Source organism: Virgisporangium ochraceum, from assembly GCF_016863655.1.
GTDB classification, from domain to species: Bacteria; Actinomycetota; Actinomycetes; order Mycobacteriales; family Micromonosporaceae; genus Virgisporangium; species Virgisporangium ochraceum.
Genome location: NZ_BOPH01000008.1, coordinates 23,554 through 43,876 on the forward strand (window position 1 = coordinate 23,554; position 20,323 = coordinate 43,876).

The 20,323-nt window shown below is 70.6% G+C and carries 25 protein-coding genes; 4 read left to right on the forward strand and 21 right to left on the reverse strand.

The features are described from left to right. Genes Voc01_RS03145 through Voc01_RS03165 form a run of 5 tightly spaced genes read right to left on the reverse strand, consistent with a single transcriptional unit; the run spans nt 1 to nt 4,933 of the window. On the reverse strand, nt 1-1,092 hold the full coding sequence (locus tag Voc01_RS03145) for a DegT/DnrJ/EryC1/StrS family aminotransferase (RefSeq protein WP_203925708.1): 1,092 nt from the start codon (nt 1,090-1,092) through the stop codon (nt 1-3). Continuing rightward, nucleotides 1,089-1,781, reverse strand: coding sequence for a NeuD/PglB/VioB family sugar acetyltransferase (locus Voc01_RS03150; protein ID WP_203925709.1), 693 nt, complete (start codon nt 1,779-1,781; stop codon nt 1,089-1,091). The genes Voc01_RS03145 and Voc01_RS03150 overlap by 4 nt, the downstream gene beginning before the upstream one ends. Beyond that, nucleotides 1,774-2,928, reverse strand: a complete 1,155-nt coding sequence (locus Voc01_RS03155; RefSeq protein ID WP_239159907.1) for a DegT/DnrJ/EryC1/StrS family aminotransferase — start codon at nt 2,926-2,928, stop codon at nt 1,774-1,776. Before Voc01_RS03155 ends, Voc01_RS03150 begins: the two co-directional genes overlap by 8 nt. Then, on the reverse strand, nt 2,925-3,908 hold the full coding sequence (locus Voc01_RS03160) for an NAD-dependent epimerase/dehydratase family protein (protein WP_203925710.1): 984 nt from the start codon (nt 3,906-3,908) through the stop codon (nt 2,925-2,927). Before Voc01_RS03160 ends, Voc01_RS03155 begins: the two co-directional genes overlap by 4 nt. A gap of 2 nt (nt 3,909-3,910) precedes the next feature. Then, a complete protein-coding gene (locus tag Voc01_RS03165) occupies nt 3,911-4,933 on the reverse strand; it encodes a Gfo/Idh/MocA family protein (RefSeq protein ID WP_239159908.1) in 1,023 nt (340 codons plus the stop codon). A 283-nt stretch (nt 4,934-5,216) separates the two neighbouring features. On the opposite strand from Voc01_RS03165, the gene Voc01_RS03170 reads away from it, so the two are divergent. Further along, complete coding sequence (locus Voc01_RS03170; RefSeq protein WP_203925712.1) at nt 5,217-5,819, forward strand: acyltransferase; 603 nt, start codon at nt 5,217-5,219, stop codon at nt 5,817-5,819. Between the two features lie 70 nt (nt 5,820-5,889). Continuing rightward, nucleotides 5,890-6,546, forward strand: coding sequence for a class I SAM-dependent methyltransferase (locus Voc01_RS03175; RefSeq protein WP_203925713.1), 657 nt, complete (start codon nt 5,890-5,892; stop codon nt 6,544-6,546). A 51-nt stretch (nt 6,547-6,597) separates the two neighbouring features. Here the strand turns inward: Voc01_RS03175 and Voc01_RS03180 are convergent, their stop codons facing one another. The 4 genes from Voc01_RS03180 to Voc01_RS03195 all read right to left on the reverse strand — a co-directional run bounded on the left by Voc01_RS03180 (nt 6,598) and on the right by Voc01_RS03195 (nt 9,704). Continuing rightward, on the reverse strand, nt 6,598-7,554 hold the full coding sequence (locus Voc01_RS03180) for a permease prefix domain 1-containing protein (protein ID WP_203925714.1): 957 nt from the start codon (nt 7,552-7,554) through the stop codon (nt 6,598-6,600). Further along, nucleotides 7,551-7,904 carry a PadR family transcriptional regulator gene (locus Voc01_RS03185; RefSeq protein ID WP_203925715.1) on the reverse strand — a complete coding sequence of 118 codons (354 nt, stop codon included), beginning with the start codon at nt 7,902-7,904 and terminating at the stop codon, nt 7,551-7,553. Before Voc01_RS03185 ends, Voc01_RS03180 begins: the two co-directional genes overlap by 4 nt. 538 nt (nt 7,905-8,442) lie before the next feature. Further along, nucleotides 8,443-9,375: a pirin family protein gene (locus Voc01_RS03190; RefSeq protein ID WP_203925716.1), complete on the reverse strand. Its 933-nt coding sequence runs from the start codon at nt 9,373-9,375 to the stop codon at nt 8,443-8,445. A 59-nt stretch (nt 9,376-9,434) separates the two neighbouring features. Next, nucleotides 9,435-9,704 carry a hypothetical protein gene (locus tag Voc01_RS03195; RefSeq protein ID WP_203925717.1) on the reverse strand — a complete coding sequence of 90 codons (270 nt, stop codon included), beginning with the start codon at nt 9,702-9,704 and terminating at the stop codon, nt 9,435-9,437. Nucleotides 9,705-9,985: 281 nt separating this feature from the next. Here Voc01_RS03195 and Voc01_RS03200 point away from each other — a divergent pair, with 281 nt between their 5' ends. Further along, the gene (locus tag Voc01_RS03200) at nt 9,986-10,186 is read left to right on the forward strand and encodes a PspC domain-containing protein (RefSeq protein WP_203925718.1); all 201 of its coding nucleotides are present in this window, start codon (nt 9,986-9,988) and stop codon (nt 10,184-10,186) included. Between the two features lie 63 nt (nt 10,187-10,249). Here Voc01_RS03200 and ptsP read toward each other — a convergent pair whose 3' ends face one another. The 12 genes from ptsP to Voc01_RS03260 all read right to left on the reverse strand — a co-directional run bounded on the left by ptsP (nt 10,250) and on the right by Voc01_RS03260 (nt 19,364). Further along, nucleotides 10,250-11,902, reverse strand: coding sequence for a phosphoenolpyruvate--protein phosphotransferase (gene ptsP / locus Voc01_RS03205; protein ID WP_203925719.1), 1,653 nt, complete (start codon nt 11,900-11,902; stop codon nt 10,250-10,252). Beyond that, nucleotides 11,895-12,206: an HPr family phosphocarrier protein gene (locus Voc01_RS03210; protein WP_203925720.1), complete on the reverse strand. Its 312-nt coding sequence runs from the start codon at nt 12,204-12,206 to the stop codon at nt 11,895-11,897. Before Voc01_RS03210 ends, ptsP begins: the two co-directional genes overlap by 8 nt. Nucleotides 12,207-12,214: 8 nt before the next feature. Then, complete coding sequence (locus tag Voc01_RS03215; RefSeq protein ID WP_203925731.1) at nt 12,215-13,255, reverse strand: zinc-dependent dehydrogenase; 1,041 nt, start codon at nt 13,253-13,255, stop codon at nt 12,215-12,217. Then, entirely contained in the window at nt 13,255-13,686 is a 432-nt protein-coding gene (locus Voc01_RS03220) for a PTS mannitol transporter subunit IIA (RefSeq protein ID WP_203925721.1), read from the reverse strand. The genes Voc01_RS03215 and Voc01_RS03220 overlap by 1 nt, the downstream gene beginning before the upstream one ends. Next, a complete protein-coding gene (locus Voc01_RS03225) occupies nt 13,679-13,987 on the reverse strand; it encodes a PTS sugar transporter subunit IIBC family protein (RefSeq protein WP_203925732.1) in 309 nt (102 codons plus the stop codon). The genes Voc01_RS03220 and Voc01_RS03225 overlap by 8 nt, the downstream gene beginning before the upstream one ends. 2 nt (nt 13,988-13,989) lie before the next feature. Next, nucleotides 13,990-15,171: a mannitol-specific PTS transporter subunit IIC gene (mtlA, locus tag Voc01_RS03230; protein WP_203925722.1), complete on the reverse strand. Its 1,182-nt coding sequence runs from the start codon at nt 15,169-15,171 to the stop codon at nt 13,990-13,992. Between the two features lie 79 nt (nt 15,172-15,250). After that, on the reverse strand, nt 15,251-16,249 hold the full coding sequence (locus Voc01_RS03235) for a 1-phosphofructokinase family hexose kinase (protein ID WP_203925723.1): 999 nt from the start codon (nt 16,247-16,249) through the stop codon (nt 15,251-15,253). 61 nt (nt 16,250-16,310) lie between these two features. Further along, nucleotides 16,311-17,072 (reverse strand): DeoR/GlpR family DNA-binding transcription regulator, encoded by a 762-nt coding sequence (locus Voc01_RS03240; RefSeq protein WP_203925724.1) that lies wholly within the window; start codon nt 17,070-17,072, stop codon nt 16,311-16,313. A gap of 120 nt (nt 17,073-17,192) precedes the next feature. Continuing rightward, nucleotides 17,193-18,344, reverse strand: a complete 1,152-nt coding sequence (locus Voc01_RS03245; RefSeq protein WP_203925725.1) for an EAL domain-containing protein — start codon at nt 18,342-18,344, stop codon at nt 17,193-17,195. A 181-nt stretch (nt 18,345-18,525) separates the two neighbouring features. Then, nucleotides 18,526-18,927 carry an RNA polymerase sigma factor gene (locus Voc01_RS03250; protein WP_203925726.1) on the reverse strand — a complete coding sequence of 134 codons (402 nt, stop codon included), beginning with the start codon at nt 18,925-18,927 and terminating at the stop codon, nt 18,526-18,528. A 6-nt stretch (nt 18,928-18,933) separates the two neighbouring features. Further along, nucleotides 18,934-19,110, reverse strand: a complete 177-nt coding sequence (locus Voc01_RS03255; RefSeq protein WP_203925727.1) for a hypothetical protein — start codon at nt 19,108-19,110, stop codon at nt 18,934-18,936. After that, entirely contained in the window at nt 19,107-19,364 is a 258-nt protein-coding gene (locus Voc01_RS03260) for a hypothetical protein (protein ID WP_203925728.1), read from the reverse strand. Before Voc01_RS03260 ends, Voc01_RS03255 begins: the two co-directional genes overlap by 4 nt. Nucleotides 19,365-19,524: 160 nt before the next feature. Here Voc01_RS03260 and Voc01_RS03265 point away from each other — a divergent pair, with 160 nt between their 5' ends. Continuing rightward, nucleotides 19,525-20,145, forward strand: coding sequence for an MBL fold metallo-hydrolase (locus Voc01_RS03265; protein WP_239159910.1), 621 nt, complete (start codon nt 19,525-19,527; stop codon nt 20,143-20,145). Nucleotides 20,146-20,323 lie beyond the last annotated feature (178 nt).

Consider the following 20,323-nt stretch of genomic DNA (forward strand, 5'->3'; position numbering starts at 1 on the left):
TTATCCCAGGGCTGAAACGAGAGCTTCCACCACGCGCTCCTGCTGCTGCGGCGTGATCTGCGGGTAGATCGGCAGCGACAGGATCTCACCGGCCGCCTTCTCCGCGTGCGGGAAGGACCCCGCGCCGAGACCGAGGCCGGCGAACGCGGGCGTCAGGTGCACCGGGAACGGGTAGTGGATGCCCGCGCCGACCCCGTCGGCGTTGAGCGCCGCCAGGATGTCGTCGCGCCGGTCGGCGGGAACGCGCACCACGTACAGGTGCCACACCGGCACGTTGCCGTCGGCGGCCACCGGCCTCACCACGTCCACCGTGGACAGCAGCTCGTCGTAGCGGGCGGCGGCGGCGCGCCGGGCCTCGTTCCACCGCTCCAGCCTGGTCAGCTTCGCCCGCAGCACCACGGCCTGCAGCGCGTCGAGCCGGCTGTTGACGCCGATCAGCTCGTGCTCGTACTTCCGCAGACCACCGTGCTGAGAGAGCGTGCGCACCGTCGTGGCCAACGCCCCGTCGTCGGTGACGACCGCGCCGGCGTCGCCGTACGCGCCGAGGTTCTTGCCCGGGTAGAAGCTGGTGGCCGCGATCGAGCCGTGGAAGCCCGCGCCGTTCCTCGACGCGCCCTGGCTCTGCGCCGCGTCCTCCACGATCGGCACGCCGGCCGACCGCAGCACCTCGACCGGCGCCTGCTGGCCGTACAGGTGCACCGGCAGGATCGCCTTCGTGCGCGGGGTCACCGCGGCCAGCGCGGCGTCGGTGTCGATGAGGTAGGTCGACGGGTCGCAGTCGACGAGCACGACGCGCGCGCCCACGCGGGCCACCGCCTCGGCCGTCGCGATGAACGTGTTGGCCGGCAGGATCGCCTCGTCGTCGCGTCCCACGCCGACCGCGCGCAGCGCGAGCTCCAGCGCGTCGGTGCCGTTGGCCACCCCGACACAGTGCTCCACGCCGGCGAACTCGGCGTACTCGCGCTCGAACCCGGCGACCTCCTCGCCGCCGATGAACGCGGTGTTGGCGAGCACCCGCTTGAAGCCGACCGCCACGTCGTCGGCCACTTCGGCGTGCGCCGCCTGCAGGTCAACCAACGGAATCTTGCTCACGACCGGGCACTCCCTTGCAAGTCGTTGCTGTTCTTCGAACCGTTCACGAACCGGATGAGCCGGGCCGGGTTGCCGGCCCAGACCTCACCGGCGGGCACATCACGCAGCAGCACCGAGCCCATCCCGACGATCGAGCGGGCACCGATCCGCAGCGACTCCCGGATCAGCGCGCCGGTGCCCAGGTACGCCGCCTCACCGACCACCACGCCGCCGGACACCCGCACCCCGGACGCGATCGTGACGAAGTCACCGACCACATCGTCATGGGTGAGGACCACCTGAGGCATGACGGCGACGTGCGCCCCCACGGTGATGTCGGCGGTGAGCACGGTCTGCGCCAGCAGCACGCTGCCCGGGCCGACCGCGCAGCCGGCGCCGACCGAGGCCGACGGGTGCACGATCGTGGCGTACCGGTCGGCGGCCAGGCCGAGCCGGCCGGTGACGAGCCCGCGCACCCCGGGGTTGCGGGGATTCGCGATGCACACGATCACGGCCGCGTCGGGATGGTCGGCGACCGCGCCGAGCGGACCGAGCACCGGCGCCCCCGACACCATGGTGCCGTGGAGCGCCGGGTCGTCGTCGAGGAAACCCTTGAGCGTCCACTGTGGATCGACCGAGTTGATCGCCGCCACCGCCGACGCGGTCTCCCGCGCCAGCCCGCCGGCGCCGGCGATCAGCAGGTCACGCACCGTTGAGACCCCGCAGGACGTCGACGATGTACTGCTGGTCGTCCTCGGTGACCGCGTGGTGCAGCGGCAGGATCAGCGAGTCGCGGGTGAGGCGCTCGGTGTTCCTGAGGTCCGCGTAGGGGTGGCCCTCGTACGCCGGCTCCAGGTGGGCCGCCATGATGCCGCGGCGGGCCGACACGCCCTTCGCGGCGAGAGCGGCGAGAGCCTCGTCGCGCGTGGCGCCGAACTCGGGATCGAGCAGCACCCAGAACGACTGGTAGTTCGTGGTGCCGTAGGCCGGGTCACGCACCGCGCGCGTTCCCGGCACGTCGGCGAGCAGCTCGTGGTACCGGGCCGCCAGCTCGCGCCGCTGCGCGATGATGCCGTCGAGGCGGTCGAGCTGCACCAGGCCGATCGCGGCCTGGATGTCGGTCATCCGGTAGTTGTAGCCGGTCTCCAGGTACGCCTCGAGGATCGGCTGAGCGCTCCTGTGCCGGTCGGCCGCCGACACGTTCATGCCGTGCTCGCGCAGCCGCTTCAGGCGCGTGGTCCACTCCGGGTCGTCGACGGTGACCATGCCGCCCTCGCCCGTCGTGACGAGCTTGCGCGGGTGGAACGACCACGCGGCGATGGTGGCGCCGGCACCGACCGGCCTGCCGTCCACAGTGGACCCCGCGGCGCAGGCGGCGTCCTCCACCAGCGCGACGCCCCACTCGGCGGCCGCGGCCCGCAGCGGCATGAGGTCGAGCGGCACGCCGCCCTGGTGCACCGCGATCACCGCGCGGGTGCGTGACGTACGCACCGCGTCGAGCGTCTCGACGGTGACGTTGCCGGTGTCCAGGTCGACGTCGGCGAACACCGGTGTGGCACCGACGTAGCGCACCGCGTTGGCCGTCGCGATGAACGAGAAAGACGGGACGATCACCTCGTCGCCGGGGCCGACCCCCACCGCGAGCATCGCCAGGTGCAGGCCGGTGGTGCACGAGCTCACGGCGACGCCGTGCCCGGCACCGACCCGGGCCGCGAACGCCTCCTCGAACTGCGCGACCCGTGGGCCCTGCGCCACCCAGCCGGAGCGCACCGCCTCGGCGGCCGCCTGCGCCTCCTCCTCGCCGAGCAGCGGGATCATCACCGCGATCTTCCGCTGCGGCACCGCTTCGAGCGTCATCCGGTACGAACCTCCGCCTTGTTGGCCCGCCACCACTCGACCAGCCCTTCGAGGCCCTGGTGCAGGTCGAGGTCGGCCTTCCAGCCCAGCTTCGCGTGGGCGTGCGACACGTCGGCGAGCCGGCGCGTGACCGAGTTGACCGAGCGCGCCGGCCCGTACTCCGGACGCAGGTCGCTCTTCATGACCTTCAGGAGCGCGTCGGCGAGGTCGTTGAGGCTGGTCTCGACCGCCGACGCGATGTTGAACACGTCGTCGGTCACCGGTGCCTCGGCGGCCAGGATGTTCGCGCGCGCGATGTCGGCCACGTGGACGAAGTCCATCGTCTGCATGCCGTCGCCGAGGATCAGCGGCGCCGTGCCGGCCTCGATGCGCTCCATCCAGCGGATGAGCACCTCGGTGTACAGGCCGTGGATGTCCATGCGGGGTCCGTACACGTTGAAGTAGCGCAGGGCGACGTAGTCGAGGCCCTTCATCGCGTGGAAGCTGCGCAGTGTGCCCTCGTTGAACGCCTTGGCCGCGCCGTAGAAGGTGTCGTTGTTGTACGGGTGGTGCCGCTCGGTGGTCGGGAACTGTTCGGCCAGCCCGTACACCGACGCCGACGACGACGCGACGACCTTCTTCACCCCCGCCGCGGCGGCGGCCTCGACCACGTTGAACGTGCCGTCGACGAGCACCTCGTTGGCCAGCCGGGGCTCCTCGGCGCACTGCGTGATGCGGATCGCGGCGAGGTGGAACACGAGGTCCTTGCCCTCGGTCAGCTGGCGCACCAGGTCGGCGTCGCGGATGTCGCCCTCGACCAGGCACACCGCCTCACTGCGCCGCGCACCGTCCAGATTGGACAGTCGGCCGCGCACGAGGTTGTCGAGAACGACCACCTCGGCGGCGCCCCCCTCGACCAGCAGGTCGACGACGTGCGAGCCGATCGTGCCCGCTCCGCCGGTCACCAATGCCTTTGCGCCCTTGATGGGTACGGCCGTCACGTCTACTCCCCTACCTCGAGCGCGACGGTGGAACCGCCGTTGGCCAGACTGTGCGACGCGGCCTGCAGGATCTCCAGGACGCGCAGGCCGGAACGCCCGTCGGTGAGCGCCGGCGTACCGGTGCGGATCGCCCGCGCGAACTCGTCGACCATCGTGCGCAGCGCCTCGCGCTCGGGAATCGCCGGCGCCACCATGTCGCCGGACCGGTACGACACCAGGATGTCGCGCCGCTCCTCGGTGGCGAGCTCCTCCGGCGTCGCGACGTCGACGCCACGGTCGTAGACCGCGATGCGCTGCGACGGGTTCAGGTCGTCCCACACCAGCGTGCGCTTCGACCCGCCGACGATCGTGGTGCGCACCTTCACCGGCGACAGCCAGTTGACGTGCACGTGCGCGATCGCGCCGGTGTTGAGCTGCAGGGTGATGTAGGCCACGCAGGACTGGCCGGCACCGATCGGGTCGGCGCCGTGCGCGCTCACCGCGACCGGGTGCACGCCGGGGGGCAGCACCGAGTCCAGAATGGACAGATCGTGCGGCGCGAGGTCCCACATCACGTCGACGTCCTTCTGCACCAGCCCGAGGTTGATGCGCACCGAGTCGATGTAGTGGACGTCACCGAGGTCGCCGCCGTGCAGCATCTCGCGGATGCGCGTGACGGCCGGGGTGTAGCAGTACGTGTGGTCGCACATGAGCGTCAGCCCGCGGTCGTCGGCCTCCGCGATGAGCGCCCGACCTTCCTCGACCGTCGCGGCGAGGGGCTTCTCCACCAGCACGTGCTTCCCCGCGCGGAGCGCGGCGGTGGCGAGCGGGGCGTGCGTGCCGGCCGGAGTGGCGAGCGCCACCGCGTGGATCTCGGGGTTGGCGAGCACGGTGGCGAAGTCGTCGGTCGCCTGCACGGTGGAGTACCGGCCCAGCAACCGCTCCGCGCGGGCCAGGTCGAGGTCGCACAGCGCGCGCAGGTGGAACGTCGGTGAACCCTGGAAGTTCCGCACCAGGTTCGGCCCCCAGTAGCCGGCACCGATCACGGCGACACCAATGGGTTCGTCTGCTCCAGGACGGCCTTGAGTGGCCGCGGCGGCAGGTGGGGTCACAGGTCCTCGCTTCATGTCGACGCAGGGGCAGCGTCGGGCTCTCGGGACATCCTTGCGGTGGTCGTGAGGATTCCTCGGACGCACGACCGCAGGCGAAAACCTACCGTTCCAGGCACCACCTGGACAGTCGGCTGACCGACCGACGCGGGTGGGGCGAACGAACCGAATCCGGCAATGCCAACGGCCGCCCCATCGGTGATTCCGTACAGTCAACCGGGTGGAACCGGATGACAGGGAGTACTTTTCCGCGCCGGGCGCGGAGGTCGAGAACGGTGCGGTCGTCGGTGCGGGAACGAAGATCTGGGGACTCGCGAGCGTGCGCGCCGGCGCCGTCGTCGGCTCCAACTGCATCCTGGGACGCGGGTGCTATGTCGGTCCCGGCGCCCGGATCGGCGACAATGTGAAGATCCAGACCTACGCATTGGTGTTCGAACCCGCCCAGGTGGGTGACGGTGTGTTCATCGGTCCGCACGTCGTGCTGACCAATGACCTCAACCCCCGCGCGGTGACTCCCGATGGACGGCTGAAGACCAACGACGACTGGGACATGGTCTCGGTGACCATCGAGGAGGGCGCCGCGATCGGGGCGCGTGCGGTGTGTGTGGCACCCGTGACGATCGGCCGGTGGGCGCTCGTCGCCGCCGGCGCGGTGGTCACCGCCGACGTGCCCGCCTTCGCGCTGATGGCCGGTGTGCCCGCCCGCCGGATCGGGTGGGTCGGCCGGTCCGGGAAGAAACTCGTCAAGAAAGACAACAGGTACGTGTGCCCCGAAACCGGCGCCGAGTATGTCGAGACCGACGGCGCATTGTCCGAAACCTGACCTGGCGTGCCGCGTTCATGTTGACTGATCGGATGACCATGACCACCGCCCGTACCGTTACGGTTTGACCGTGCCCGTGCGATCCCTTCGAAACCGGCTGGTCGACGGCCCCGACTCCTGGGGTGCCAAACGCCGCAGCCGCCGGTGGACCTGGTTGACCGAGACGTTCCCCGAGCTGCCCGACATGACGGTTCTCGACCTCGGTGGCCGGGTCGACACGTGGGAACGTGCCCCGGTGCGCGCCGCGCACGTCCACGTGGTCAACCTGGAGCCGACACCCGACGACCTGCCGCCGTGGGCGGAGGCCGACCACGGCGACGCCTGCGCGCTCCCCGAGGACATCAGGCGCCGGCGGTACGACCTCGTGTTCTCGAACTCGGTGATCGAACACGTCGGCGGTCACGAGCGGCGGCTCCGGTTCGCCGAGACCATCCATGCGATGGCGCCGGCGCACTGGGTCCAGACGCCCTACCGCTACTTTCCGGTGGAGCCGCACTGGGTCGCACCCGGCCTGCAGTACCTGCCGGTGAAGGCGCGCAGTTCGATCGCGCACTGGTGGCCGCTGCAGCACACGAAGGCCACCGACCGCGCGGAGACGTTGCAGGCGGTGCTCTGGACCGAACTGCTCGACAAGACCCAGATGCGGCACTACTTCCCGCGCTCGGTCATCCGCTCGGAGCGGGTCGCCGGCGTCCCGAAGTCGCTCATCGCGGTCAAGAAGAACTGACGCCGAAGCGGCGGTGGGCGCCCGCCCACCGCCGCTTTCTCTCTACTGCCTCTACGTGCCCGGGACCGGGGTGGGCAGGCCGCGCCGCGCCCGCTCCGCCTTCACCGCCACCTCGCCGATGTCGTACAGCGCGCCGAGGACGGCGACGATGAGGCAGACCCTGGTGAGCCAGTCGAGCGGATCGGCCGTGCCCCAGTCGAGCCCCTCGATGAACACCGGGTTGAAGAAGCTCTCCGTGGCCAGCAGCCAGATCACCGGTCCCCAGAACAGCACCGCCAGCGCGGCGTTGACGGCGGTGACCGCGTGCGACCAGGCCCCGCGGCGGAACACCCAGACCGCATAGACGCATTCCAGCACGAGCACCGCGATGAGGTACGGCCACCAGAACGACCAGTTGTCGGGGTCGAGCACCGGCTCGGCGGTGAACGTGAACTGCTGCAGCACCAGCGCGACGACCAGCAGCACCGGCCAGACGATGCTCGCCGCCAGCTCCATGGGACTCAGCACGCCCGCCTCGTACTTCGGGAGGCTGGCCGGCGTCCAGGCCTCGCCGAGGTCGCGGCGGGCGACGCCGGTGCGCTCCAGCACGGCGAACACCGCCGTGGTCCAGAAGCACATGTGCACCGCGGTCTGGATCGCCACGACGACGCCGGTGCCGATCGCCGCGCCGAACGTCCCGTCGTCGAGGATCCTGACGACCACCACCACCGCGACGACGATCGGCAGCACCACCGACAGCAGCAGCACCAGCAGCCGGCGCCACACCGGGAACAGGTCGGGACCGATGAGCACCGATCTCCGGTCGGCGTAGCGGTCGGCGAGCAGGTCGGGGTCGCCGAGCTCGAGCAGCGCCTGCTCGATCGCCGCGTCGCGCGTCTCCCCGTTGTCGACCCGCGCCTCGACGGCGTCGTCGATGGAGGCGCGGAGCTCGCGGTCGATGTCGGCGCGCTGCTGCTCGGGGACCCGGCGCAGCGCGGTCAGGACGTAACGGTCGATGAGGCTGTTCACTGGGTGCTCCCGGGGGTGTCTGGGGTGTCGAGATCGGTGACGGCGCGGTCGAGGCGGGTCCACTCGGTGCGCAGAGCGGCCGCGATCGAGTCGCCGTACTCGGTGGTGCGGTAGAACTTGCGCGGCCGGGCCTCGTCGGTGTTCCACGAGCTGGTCAGCAGCCCCTGCGCCTCGAGGCGCCGCAGCAGCGGGTAGAGGGTGTTCGCCTCCACCTCGAATCCGGCCTCGCTCAACGTCTCCAGCAGCGAGTACCCGTAGCCCGGCGCACGCAGGACCGTGAGGCTGGCGACGACCACGGTGCCCCGCCGAAGCTCCTGGAGATGACTGGCCAGTGTCCCGTCCGTTGTCATGCCAGCAACGATAGTGTGTCTCACACACCATTGCAAGCCACACTCCATAGCGCGGCAGACAACAAAGTGCCCCGGCCTTCGCCGGCAGCTGTCGATCTTTCACCCGAGTCCCGGCCGGGCTTCGCATGCGGCCGGCGGCCGGGCAAGCCGACATTCTGGCGCAGCCGAACCCACGGCCACTGTCCGTCACCAGAACCCGCTCGATGGGCCTGCGTCTACCGCCTTGATCGCTGTCCGAGGAACGAACGTGAAGTCACGCTGCAGTTTTGTTCCTCGAACAGCGATCAACAGACGCCCGCGGCTCCGCGAAGACAGGACATTCGCCACGCGCAGTGACACCACATCCGCGGGCGAACCAACGACTCAGGACCCGGGCCTCGCCGCGCGGCGCCCTGCCCCGCCCACCCCACCACGAACCGCCGCGAACCGTCGCGCCGTACACCGCCTCCGCCCGCCGCGCATCGCACCGCCACCGCCGCATCCCGGCGCCGCCCCGCGCGCACCACCCCGCGCCGCGCGAGAGAAGGCGCAGAACGAACTACAGGAGAGTGCCGAACCGGTCGCGGGCCTTCAGCCGCACCGTGGGCAGTTCGGGGGCAGGCAGCGGATCCCCCGCATACCCCCTCACCGTGCCGAAGCGCCCGCCAACCTCGCGCCTCGACCGTTCCCAGTCGGCACGGGCTTCGGCGATCTCCTCGTGGGTGCGGCCGACGAAGTTCCACCACATCACCAACGGCTCGTCGAACGGCTCGCCGCCCAGCAGGAACAGCCGGGCACCGCCTTCGCTGCGCACGACCAGCGAGGACCGGCCGCGGTCGAGGTACAGCAGGGAACCCGGCTTCAGGTCGTCGCCGAGGATGTCGGCGGCTCCGGCCATCGAGACCGCTCCGTACTCGAACGCGGGATCCAGGGGCAGCCGCACCGAGGCGCCCGGATCGAGCACGATCTCGGCACCGAGCAGTGGCGAGAACGCCACCGCCGGGGAGTCGAGGCCGGCCAGGGAACCCACCACCACCGTCACCGTGGCACCGCCATCAGTGAAAACGGGCATCGTCGGATAGTGGTCGAAGCGGGCCGGCCCGTGCCGGGCGTCGTCGGGGAGGGCGACCCACAGCTGGAGGCCGTGCATCACGGGCGGGTGCGGGGCGGGCGACTCCTCCGAGTGGGAGATGCCGTGCCCCGACGTCATCACGTTGAGCTGGCCGGGCGTGATGGTCTGCAGGCTGCCGACGCTGTCGCGGTGCAGGATCTCACCCTCGGCCAGCCAGCTCACGGTCTGCAGACCGGTGTGCGGATGCGGCGGGACCTGCATGCCCGGGCCGGCCGACACGTCGTCGGGCCCGAAGTGGTCGACGAAGCACCACGCTCCGACCATGCGGCGGGGCCGCTGCGGCAACAGGCGACGCACCACGGTGTACCGCCCCAGCGGCACGTCGTGTCCGGGCAGGAGCACCGAGGTTGGCCCAGTCATACCCAGACTGTAAAAGAAGTGGGCGCTCACCAGCAGGTGAGCGCCCACGGTAGACGGGGTCAGCCGGCCAGGGCCAGCTCGGGACGGACGACCTGCACCGGGTACGTCGCCCGAACCGTGGTCAGCGCCCACATCATGCGGGCGCACGCCGTGTCCGGGTGCTCGCCGTACTCGCCGGCGACGGCGGCCGCGCATCCGCGGATGCCGAGCTTGCGCAGCGTGGCTGCCACGGCCCCGCGCACCTCGACGTCCGTCGGCTGGTCAGACGACTGGACCGTAGAAGCGAACAGCGCCTCGGCACGGACCGCCTCGAATGTGTTCCTCGGCATCTCGCACCTCCGCGGATGACGTGTCTCCGGGTTTCGGAGAACCGTTGTGTCTAAGAACACGGTAGGGACACCCGGGCGGTTCAGGCTCCCCTATTTGCGCCACTGCCGGAACCCGACGGACAACCCGTCGATCTCCGGGCAACCCCTAGCAACCCCTAGGTGAGCTGCGTCGTCAGGATCCGTCTCCGAGCCGATTTCCGGTCGTCGGAGCGGCCATACCGTTGAGGAAGCCAGGGACACAGGTCCCCGGATCTTGACGAGGAATTGAGGAGTTGACCGTCATGGCCAAGCTGAGCCGTCCGCGCAACGACCGGTGGATCGCCGGTGTCTGCAGTGGGCTCGCCCGGCGCTTCGGAATCTCATCGTTCGCGATGCGGATGCTGTTCCTGCTGTCGTGCCTGCTGCCCGGTCCGCAGTTCCTGATCTACCTGGCGATCTGGGTCATGGTGCCCAACGAGGAGCGCCACCCGGCCCACGTGTAGAGCCGCAGCGCGGCGCGCGGCCGTCCGTCGGTCGCGCGCCGCCTCACATCCGGGGAAAGAGCTTTATGTGACGGGCGTGAGCACGGCCTGGCGAGCCAGCTCCGCGGTCTCGGCGGCCAGGGCCGCGGCAGCGAGCCGCTGGCAGTCCTCGAGAGTGTGCCCGGCGAGCGCCTCCCGCACCGCGGGGATCGACCGCGGTGACATCGACAGGCTGGTGATGCCGAGCCCGGTGAGCACCACCGCCAGTCCCGGATCGGCCGCCGCCTCCCCGCATACGCCGACCGGCTTGCCGGCGGCCTTTCCGGCCGACGCGCACATCGCGATCAGCGACAGGAGGGCCGGCTGCCACGGGTCGAGCAGTTCGGCGAGCTCGCCCACCTGCCGGTCGGACGCGAACGTGTACTGGCTGAGGTCGTTCGTCCCGATCGACAGGAAGTCGACCTCCTCCAGCAGCGCGCCGGCCCGCAGCGCGGCGGCCGGGATCTCGACCATCGCCCCGGCCGTCGGCAGGCCCGCCGCCCGGCAGGCCGCGACGAACGTCGCCGCCTCCTGTGGGGTCGCGACCATCGGCGCCATCACCCACACCTCGGCACTCGCCGACCGCGCGGCCTCCGCGACCGCCTTCAGCTGCGTCTCGAGAACGTCGGGACGCCGCCACGAGATGCGCAGCCCGCGGACGCCGAGCGCGGGGTTGGGCTCGTCGGCCTGCTGCAGGAACGGCAGCGGCTTGTCGGCGCCGGCGTCGAGCGTGCGCAGCACCACCTTGCGCCCGGGCAGCGCGGCGAACACCGCCGTGTAGGCGGCCACCTGCTCGTCGTACGACGGCGCGTCGGAGCGGTCGAGGTACAGCAGTTCGGTGCGGAACAGCCCGACGCCCTCGACATCGTCGATCAGGTCCTTCGCGCGGCCGATGTTGGCGTACAACGCCACCTGGTGCCCGTCCGATGTCCGACCGGGACCACCGCCGGAGCGCAACCTTTCCTGACGCGCGGCCTCGGCCTCGGCGATCGCCTCGACCTCGGCGGCGCCGGGGTCCACCCGCACCGAACCCCGCCCGCCGTCGACGATCACCAGCGCGCCGTCGGCGAGGTCGAGCGCGCCCGCACACCGCACCACGGCGGCGATTCCGAGCGAGCGGGCCAGGATCGCGGTGTGACTGGTCGGACCGCCGTCCTCGGTGACCAGCGCGACCACTTCGTCGCGGTTGAGCTGGGCCGTGTCGGCCGGTGCGAGGTCGCGGGCGACCAGCACGAACGGGTGCCCCGGCGACGGGATGCCGGGCATCGGCAGGCCGAGGCAGATCGCCACGCCCCGGTTGCGGATGTCGTCGAGGTCGGCGACGCGTTCGGCGAGGTAGCCGCCGGCCTCCTCGAACGCGGCCCGGTGCACGGCCAGCGCGGCGTCGATGGCGTGTGCTGCGCTCATGCCGTCGCGGGCGGCCTGCGCCACGGCGTCGGCCAGCTCCGGGTCCTCGGCCATCATGGCCTCGGCCCGCAGGATCTCCGCGGCCTCGCCTTTGCCGGCGGCGGCCGCGGCGTCGGCCCGGCGCGTCAGCTCGGCGGTGACCGACGCGAGCGCCGCGACGGCCCGCTTCGCCTCGACCTCGGTGTCGAGGGCCGCCGGCCGGGTGGTGGGCAGCTTCGGTGGCGGCGCCACCTTGTACACCGGTCCGCCGGCGGCGCCCGGGCTGACGCCGATGCCCTTGAGCTCAGCCATTCTCGCCGTCGCCTCTCTCGGCGACAGATCCACCATCTTCTGCGTCCAGGTCGCGGGCGAGGAGGTCGGCCAGCTCGTCGAGCGCGGTGTCGGCGCCGTCGCCGTCGGCTTCGAGGATCACCTCCGTGCCGAACTTGGCGCCGAGCGAGAGCACGGAGAGCATGCTGCGGGCCGGCACCGCCTTCTTCTCACCGGTGCGGATGGTGACCTTGACGGGCTGCTTCGCCGCGGCGGCGACGAACAACGCGGCGGGACGGGCGTGCAGGCCGCTGGCGGAGCCGACGGTGACGGTTCGGGACGGCATGTGAACTCCTACGGCTCGATCGTGACCTTGATTCCCTGGCCCTTCGCCACGATGTCGAAGGCCTCCAGTGTCTTCTCCAGCGGCAGGCGGTGCGTGATCAGGTCGTCGACGGGCACCGCCCCCGACGCGATCAGCCCGAGCGCCTCCTTGTTGTGGGCCGGGCTCGACCCGTTGGCGCCCACGAGCGTCAGCTCGCGGTAGTGCACCAGGTTCGAATCCACCGAGATGATCGGGTTGTCCTTGGGCAGACCGCCGAAGAAGCTGATCCGGGCCTGCCGGGCGGCCATCTGGATCGCCTGCTCCTGCGCCTTGCCCGACGCGGCCGCGGTGATGACGACGTCGGCGCCGCGGCCGTCGGTGAGGTCGAGCACGGCCTGCACCGGATCGGTCTCCCCCGCGCAGATGCCGCTGTCGGGCTTGACGATCGCGGCGGCCTGGTCGAGCCGGTCGCGGTTCAGCTCCACCAGGAAGACCCGTGACGCGCCGCGGGCCCGGGCGAGCCGCACGTGCAGGCAGCCGATCGGGCCGGAACCGACGACCACCACGTCGTCGCCCTCACCGACGCGGGCCAGGTTCTGCCCGTTGATGGCGCAGGCGAACGGCTCCGCCACCGACGCCTCGGCGAAGCTCACGCCGTCGGGGATGCGGTTGAGCCCGTCGACCGCGAGCACCTTCGCCGGCACGATCATGTACTCGGCGAAGCCGCCCTCGTAGTGGTAGCCGATCGACTCCTGGCTCGGGCAGACGGTCAGCCGGCCCCGGCGGCACTCGCCACACGTGCCGTCGGGGATCGCGGCGATGACCTGTACGCGGTCGCCCGCCTCCCATCCGGTGACGCCCGCACCGACCTCGACCACCTCGCCGGCCACCTCGTGCCCCATCACCCGCGGCGGGTGGATGTGGTGGTGCCCGAACCGGAAGATCTTGACGTCGGTGCCGCAGGTGGAGCAGTTGCGTACCCGGATCTTGACGTCTCCCGCGCCGGGGTTGGGCTCGGGTGCGTCTTCGATGCGCACGTCACCGGGGGCGTGGAAGCGGACGACCTTCATCATGTTCCCTTCAGAATCTGGAGTACCTCGTCGGGATCCGTGGCTTCCCGGAGGGCCTTGGCGCGGTCCTCGTCCATGAGGATCTCGGCGAGCTCGGCGAGGATGTCCACGTGTCCGTCGCCCTGGGCGGCGATGGCCACGCACACGGTCACCGGGTTGCCGTCCCAGTCCACGGTCTCGGGAAAGCGCACGACGGCCAGAGCGTCCCGACGGACCGCGGCCTTGCCTTCGAGCGTGCCGTGCGGAATGGCCACGCCCTCGCCGACGTACGTCGAGATGGACTGCTCGCGGGCGAGCATGGTGCCCACGTACGCCGGGTCGACCGCGCCGACCTCCACGAGCACGCCACCGCAGCGGCGGATCGCGTCCTCCTTGGAGGCGGCGCGCTCGTCGAGGCGGATCGCCCGACGTTCGAGAATCGCATCATCCATTGATCACGCCGCCGCTCTGGATGGCCTTGACCACCTTCGTGACCGCCGGGTCGCCGATGAACAGCTGGATCGGCACGATCACCGTGTCGGGGGCGCTGCCCCGGGCCCGGTCGGCCAGGCCCTGGTGGCAGATCACCACGTCGGCGTCGGCCGGGATCGTGTTGACCGGCGTGTGCTCGACGGTCACGTCGTTCTTCTTCAGCTGGCGCTTGAGCGTGCTGGCCAGCATCACGCTGCTGCCCATACCGGCGTCGCAGGCGACGACCAGCTTCTTCACGTCACTGCCGTTGATGCTGGGCACGCTCATGCCTCCCTGGGAGTTGCTTCACGGTTGACGGCGGCCGGCGCCTGGTTCTTGCTGGCGGCCTTGTTCTCGGCGGTGCGGGCGCGGGCGGCTTCCAGCTCTGCCTCGGCCTCGACCTCGTCTTCTTCAGCGGGTTCGTTGCGGCCGAATCCCAGCAGTGCGGACGCGGCCACGAAGGTGACGGCCGTCGCGATGACGATACCGAGGAGCACTCCGAACAGACCGCCTTTCGGCGTGACCGCGAGGTAGGCGAAGATGCTGCCCGGAGCGGGTGCGGCCACGAGGCCGGAGCCGGTGACCATGAAGGTGCTGACGCCCGCGGCACCGCCGGCGATCATGGCGAGGATCAGGCGCGGCTTCATGAGCACGTACGGGAAGTAGATCTCGTGGATGCCGCCGAGGAACTGGATGATCATCGCGGCGGGAACGGACGGGCGCAGGGCGCGCGGGCCGAAGAGGAAGAACGCGAGCAGCAGGCCGAGGCCCGGGCCGGGGTTCGTCTCGATCATGAACAGGATCGACTTGCCCTTGTCGGCCACCTCGGCGGCGCCCAGCGGCGTGAACACGCCGTGGTTGATCGCGTTGTTGAGGAACAGCACCTTCGCCGGCTCGACGATGATCGACACCAGGCCGAGCATGTGGTTGTCGATGAGGAAGTCGACGCCGTCCTCGGCTCGGTCGGCGATCCAGCTGACCGCCGGTCCGACGGCCCAGACGCCCAGCAGGGCCATGAGGCCGCCGATGATGCCGGCGCTGAAGTTGTCGACGAGCATCTCGAAGCCGGGCCGGATCTTCCCGTCGATCAGCTTGTCGAACTGCTTGACGATGTAGGCCGCCAACGGACCCATGATCATGGCGCCGAGGAACATCGGTACGTCGGCGCCGACGATGACGCCCATCGTGGCGACCGCGCCGACGACGGCACCCCGCTGCCCGTGCACCATGCGGCCACCGGTGTAGCCGATGAGGATCGGCAGCAGGTACGTGATCATCGGGCCGACCAGCTTGGCCAGCGTCTCGTTGGGGGTCCAGCCCTGCGGGATGAAGAACGCGGTGATCAGACCCCAGGCGATGAAGGCGCCGATGTTGGGCATGACCATGCCGGCTAGGTGGCCACCGATTCTCTGCACGGTGGCCTTGAACCCGGTGCCCTGGACCGGGGGTGTGTAGGAGGTGGCCATGGGTGGCTCCTTCGGACGCTCTTACGGGGGGATGGGTCGGGCTGTAGGGCGCCAGCAGCTGAGCTGAACGGGGGGCAGCTCAGCTGCTGGCGAGCAGCGGACGCACCCCGTCGGGGTGCGTGTGGATGCGGACGTCGTCCCGTCGAAGGTCGGCGGGGCCGGGCATTCGGCTCCCCGGCAGGCTGACGGCGGCGGCCCCCCATGCGAGCGCCTCGGCGAGCGCCCTCTGACCGTTACCGTCGTGTGGTTCGGCTCCTCCGGCCGCGATGAAGCCGGCGAGCAGCGCGTCGCCGGCGCCGACCGAACTGCGTGGACGCTCCACCGGCGCCTCGCCGGCGACCACGCCCGACGCGTCGACCAGCACCGCGCCGTCGGCGCCGAGGCTGGCCAGCACGGCGCCGGCTCCCCAGGACCGCAGTTCCTGCGCGGCGTCGATGACATCGCGCAGCGCCAGCAGCGGCCGGCCGACCACTTCGGCCAGCTCGTCGCGGTTCGGCTTGACCAGCGTGGCGCCGGCCCTGGCCGCGGCCCGCAGCGCCGGTCCACTGGTATCGACCACCAGGCCGAGGCCCGCCAGCAGCACCCGGCGGCAGAACTCGCCGAACGCCTCGGTGGGCAGCCCGGGCGGGGCGCTGCCGCACGCCACCACGACGCCGCTGTCGCCGGCCCCGGGGCCGGCGTCGCCTGGACCATCGGACCCAGCGGCCGTGAGTGCCTGGTCGATCACGGCGCTGAACTCGGCCGGGCTCAGCTGCGGTCCCGGCTCGTTGATCTTCGTCGTGGTGCCGTCGGGCTCGGTGAGCGTGATGTTCGACCGCGTGTTGCCCGCGATCGGCACCGCCCGCACGTCGACGCCCTCGGCGACGAGCAGCCGGATGAGCTGGCCGCCCTCGTCGCCGCCACACGGCACCACCGCCCGTGACGCGACGCCGTTTGCCAGCAGGGCCCGGGAGACGTTGACGCCCTTGCCGCCCGGGTCGAGGTGGGCCGAGGTGGCCCGGTTCACGTCACCGACGACGAGCTTTCCCACCTCGATCGACCGGTCGAGGCTGGGGTTCAGGGTGACCGTGACGATCATGCTGTGCCCCCGAAATCCCGCACAAGAGCCGCGCATGACCGCCTACGCTGCGCTCCGGCGATCATGCGCGCACCACCCTCAGACCGGTGGCTTCCACGTCGGCGACGAGTTCGTTGTCGAGGCCGGCGTCGGTGATGAGCAGGTCGAGGTCGGCGAGGGTGCCGAACCTGGCCAGGTAGTCGTTGCCGATCTTCGTATGGTCGGCCAGCAGCACGGTTCGCCGGGCGGCGTTGATCATCGCCCGCTTCACCGCCGCCTCGGCCAGGTCGGGCGTGGTGAGACCGCGCTCGACCGACATGCCGTTGGTGCCGATGAAGGCGACGTCGACGTACATGTCGGCGAGCGGGCGCAGGGCCCAGTCGTCGACCGTCGCCAGCGTCTTGCCGCGCAGCCGGCCGCCGATCATCAGCACGTTGATGTTGGCCCGGGTGCCCAGGACGGTCGCGATGACCGGGGAGTTGACCACGACGGTCAGCTCCCGGTCGACCGGAAGGGCCTGCGCCAGCCGGGCCGTGGTGGTGCCGGCGTCGAGGATGATCGCGCCCTCCTCGGGCACCTCGGCCAGCGCCGCCTTGGCGATGCGCTCCTTCTCGTCGATGAGAACGGCGTCGCGGGTCTCGACGGCGGGTTCGAACCCGATGCGCTCGACGGGGATCGCCCCGCCGTGCACCCGGCGCAGCACCCCGGCCCGCTCGAGGGAGGTGAGGTCACGGCGGATGGTCTCGGCCGTGACGTTGAGCGTGTCGGCCAGTGTCGCCACGTCGACGCGTCCGTTGGCCCGTGCGAGCCGGACGATCTCCTGCTGACGTTCCTCGGCGTACATGTGGTTTCACCGCCGTTTCACTTTGGTGCATGTTTGTTTACGCCCGAATATGTGGGAAGTCAATAGCCCGTTCACAGAACGGTGACGTGACCGGCACAAAGCGCCCCGGAACGGCGCGTTTCAGCAGCAGGCCGCCCCGGGCGCGGCACGGCCCGCCGATCCCGCGCGGCCGGTCACCGCCGACCCGGACTCCGGGAGCGCGGGCCTGACCCGGCGCGCCGCCACGAAGCTCTCCGGCCGTCCCACGTGGAAGCCCTGCGCGAAGTCGACCCCGTACTCCCGCAGGAGCGCCAGGGTCGCGTCGTCCCGGACGCACTCCGCGGCGGTCAGAATCCCCAGGCCGCGGCACATCTGGACGAGCCCCCGCACCACCGCCTGCAGCGGTTGCGAGGCGGGCAGCCCGTCGATGAAGCTGCCGTCGATCTTGACCAGGTCCACGGGGAGCTTGGTCAGGAAGCCCAACGGCGTGTTGCCGGTTCCGAAGTCGTCGACGCCGAACCGGCACCCGTAGGAGGATCTCGTGCCGGGTGGTCCGGTTGAGCTCCAGATCGCGCAGCGGCTGGGCGTACAGGGTGAAGGCGCTGCTCGATCGCGGACTTGATGCCGGTACGGCAGATGTCGCGGCGCTGCTCGGCCGAGGGCTGCTGGCGCAGCACGTGCAGCGACCCGCCTTCCTGCTTGGCGCGCCGCCAGGCGGTCTCCGCGTCGAAGAGCAGTTCGATGCCCTGGATCGGAAGCCGGAAGTCGTACTGCACCAGAATCCATCGCCTTCGGCGTGGCCGTCTCGAACGTCGTGTACGGCATGAGCACGCCGAACTCGAGGCGACCGAGCAGGCCGCACGCGTCCGAGTGCACCGCGTCGCGGAGGACCTTCGCGGCGGCCACCCCGAACCGGTCGTCCGGGTCACCGTCGCCCGGGGAACTGGGCGATACCGAGATGACGAGCAGCGTGCCGGTACCCGCCCGGAGCGCGCGCCCGACCTCCTCCGCGAAGGCCCGTCCGCTCAGCAGCGAGGTCGCCGCGTCGACCTCCGCGAGACTCTTCTGGACACTTCCGTCACGCAGGAGACGCCGCTGTTCCTCCCGTCCGGACTTGTAGGTGCCGGTGACGTCGTAGCCGGTGGCGATGACCCCGGTCGGTTCGCCGTTGCCGTCGGTGAGGATCTCGGCGAGGACCTCGACGAAGCTCGTGGACCCGTCGCGCGCGGTGATCCGGCACCTGAACTCGGTCGCCGAGGTGGTTCGCCACGCGTCCCGGAGCTGCCTGACCACCCTCGACCTGTCGCGGGATCGATCAACGCGAACAGCCGGACCAGCGACCGGCTCGCCTGTACCGGGGCCAGTCCGACGATCCGCAGCATCTCGTCGGACCAGGTGAGGCGTCCGCCGGCATCCCAGGTGATCGTTCCGCGCTTCCGGAGCTCCGCGGAGCGTCGGATGCGTCGCGCCTCGCTCACGTCCGCGCTGAGGGGATCGAGGAGGTCGAGGTCGTCGTCGACCGCGTCCCCGTCCAACAAACGCTCTTCGACCCGACGGGCGGCCCGCGGTACTTCCGGCGCACGTCGGCCTTGTAGGTGCGGACGGTGGTGATGGCCAGATCGAGCTGTACGGCGATCTCCTCGTCGGTGGCGCCTTCGACCGTCAGCGCCAGAACGGCGCGCTGCCGCACCGGCAGCTGACTCAGCGTCAACTGGAGCACCATCTCGGCGTCGTGGCTCGAGGCGGGCTCCGCCACCTCGAGCCCGAGGTTCTCCAGGGAGACGGTGCGCTTGTGCTTCTGCCGGTCCCGCAAGGCCATGAGTTTGCGCAGCGCGGTCCGGCGCACCCAGTACAACGGTTGCTCGTGTTTCGACACGGCGTCTCATTTGCTCATCGCCACGGTCAGCGCTTCCTGTAACGCGTCTTCAGCAAGATGCGGGTCGAAACAGACCCGCGTGAGGTAACGCAGAATTGTCGAGGAATTCTCGCGAACAAAGCGAACGAATGATTCGTCGGGCTCCGACCCGGCCGGCGCGGGAAGCGGTTGCGGCAGAGTCATGCTGCCCGCTCCCCGGTGTGGCCGGGCAGGTTGATCTCGACCAGCCGCTCGCCGTCGATGTCCCGTTCGACCAGACGCACGGTGATGTAGCGCTCGCACGCCATGCGAGTGAGGCCACGCGTACGTGCGATGTTGCGTGCCGATCCTTCCCGCTCGATCCTGATCCGAGCCCGCTGCCACAGGTACCACCACGCCAGACCGCCGATCCCGGCCAGTCCGGCGCCGGCCGCCCCCAACGCGCCAATCTCGATCATTCCCGCCCCTCCGACCCCGACGTTTCCGTATGCAACTCGGGAAAGACGACGGTCCGTAAGTCCGGAGGCGACCACAATTTTGCCGATGATCCACGATCAAGGAATTGGGCTGTACGACGTACCCACGACCTCTCACCGGCGCTGGTGACATGATGGCCCGGTGATCGATCATCTCGTGACCTCCGGGCAGTTCACCTTGGACGGCGGCAGCTGGGACGTCGACAACAACGTGTGGATCGTCGGCGACGCCACCGAGTGCGTGGTGATCGACGCCGCGCACGACGCGGACGCGATCGTCCAGCGGGTGGGTAACCGCACGGTCAAGGCGGTCATCTGCACCCACGCGCACAACGACCACGTGAACGCCGCGCCGGCGGTGGCCGAGCGCACCGGTGCGCCGATCCTGCTGCACCCCGACGACCGGGTGCTGTGGGACCAGACCCACCCCCACCGGGCCCCCGACGGCGACCTCGCCGACGGCCAGGTCATCACGGTCGGCGACACGGAGCTGACCATCCTGCACACGCCGGGCCACGCGCCGGGTGCCGTCTGCGTCTACGCCGCCGCCGACGGGGTGCTGTTCACCGGCGACACCCTGTTCCGGGGCGGGCCGGGCGCGACGGGACGCTCGTACTCCAGCTTCGACACGATCGTCGAGTCCATCAAGGAGCGCCTGCTGACGCTCCCCTCGGACACGGTGGTCCACACCGGGCACGGCGACTCGACAACGATCGGCGCCGAAGCGCCCGCCCTACCGGAGTGGCTCAAGCGCGGCCACTAGCGTTCCGAGTCGGAGATTCGCGCGCGGTCGCGGACTGGACAAAGCTGACATTCCAGCCCGGACCGGCCGTCGTCCGAGGAACGAACGTGAAGCCCCACTGCAGTTCCGTTCCTCGACAACGATCAACACACGACTCAAGACACCAGTAGGCGCCGACCCTCACGCCCCCTCTCCCGCC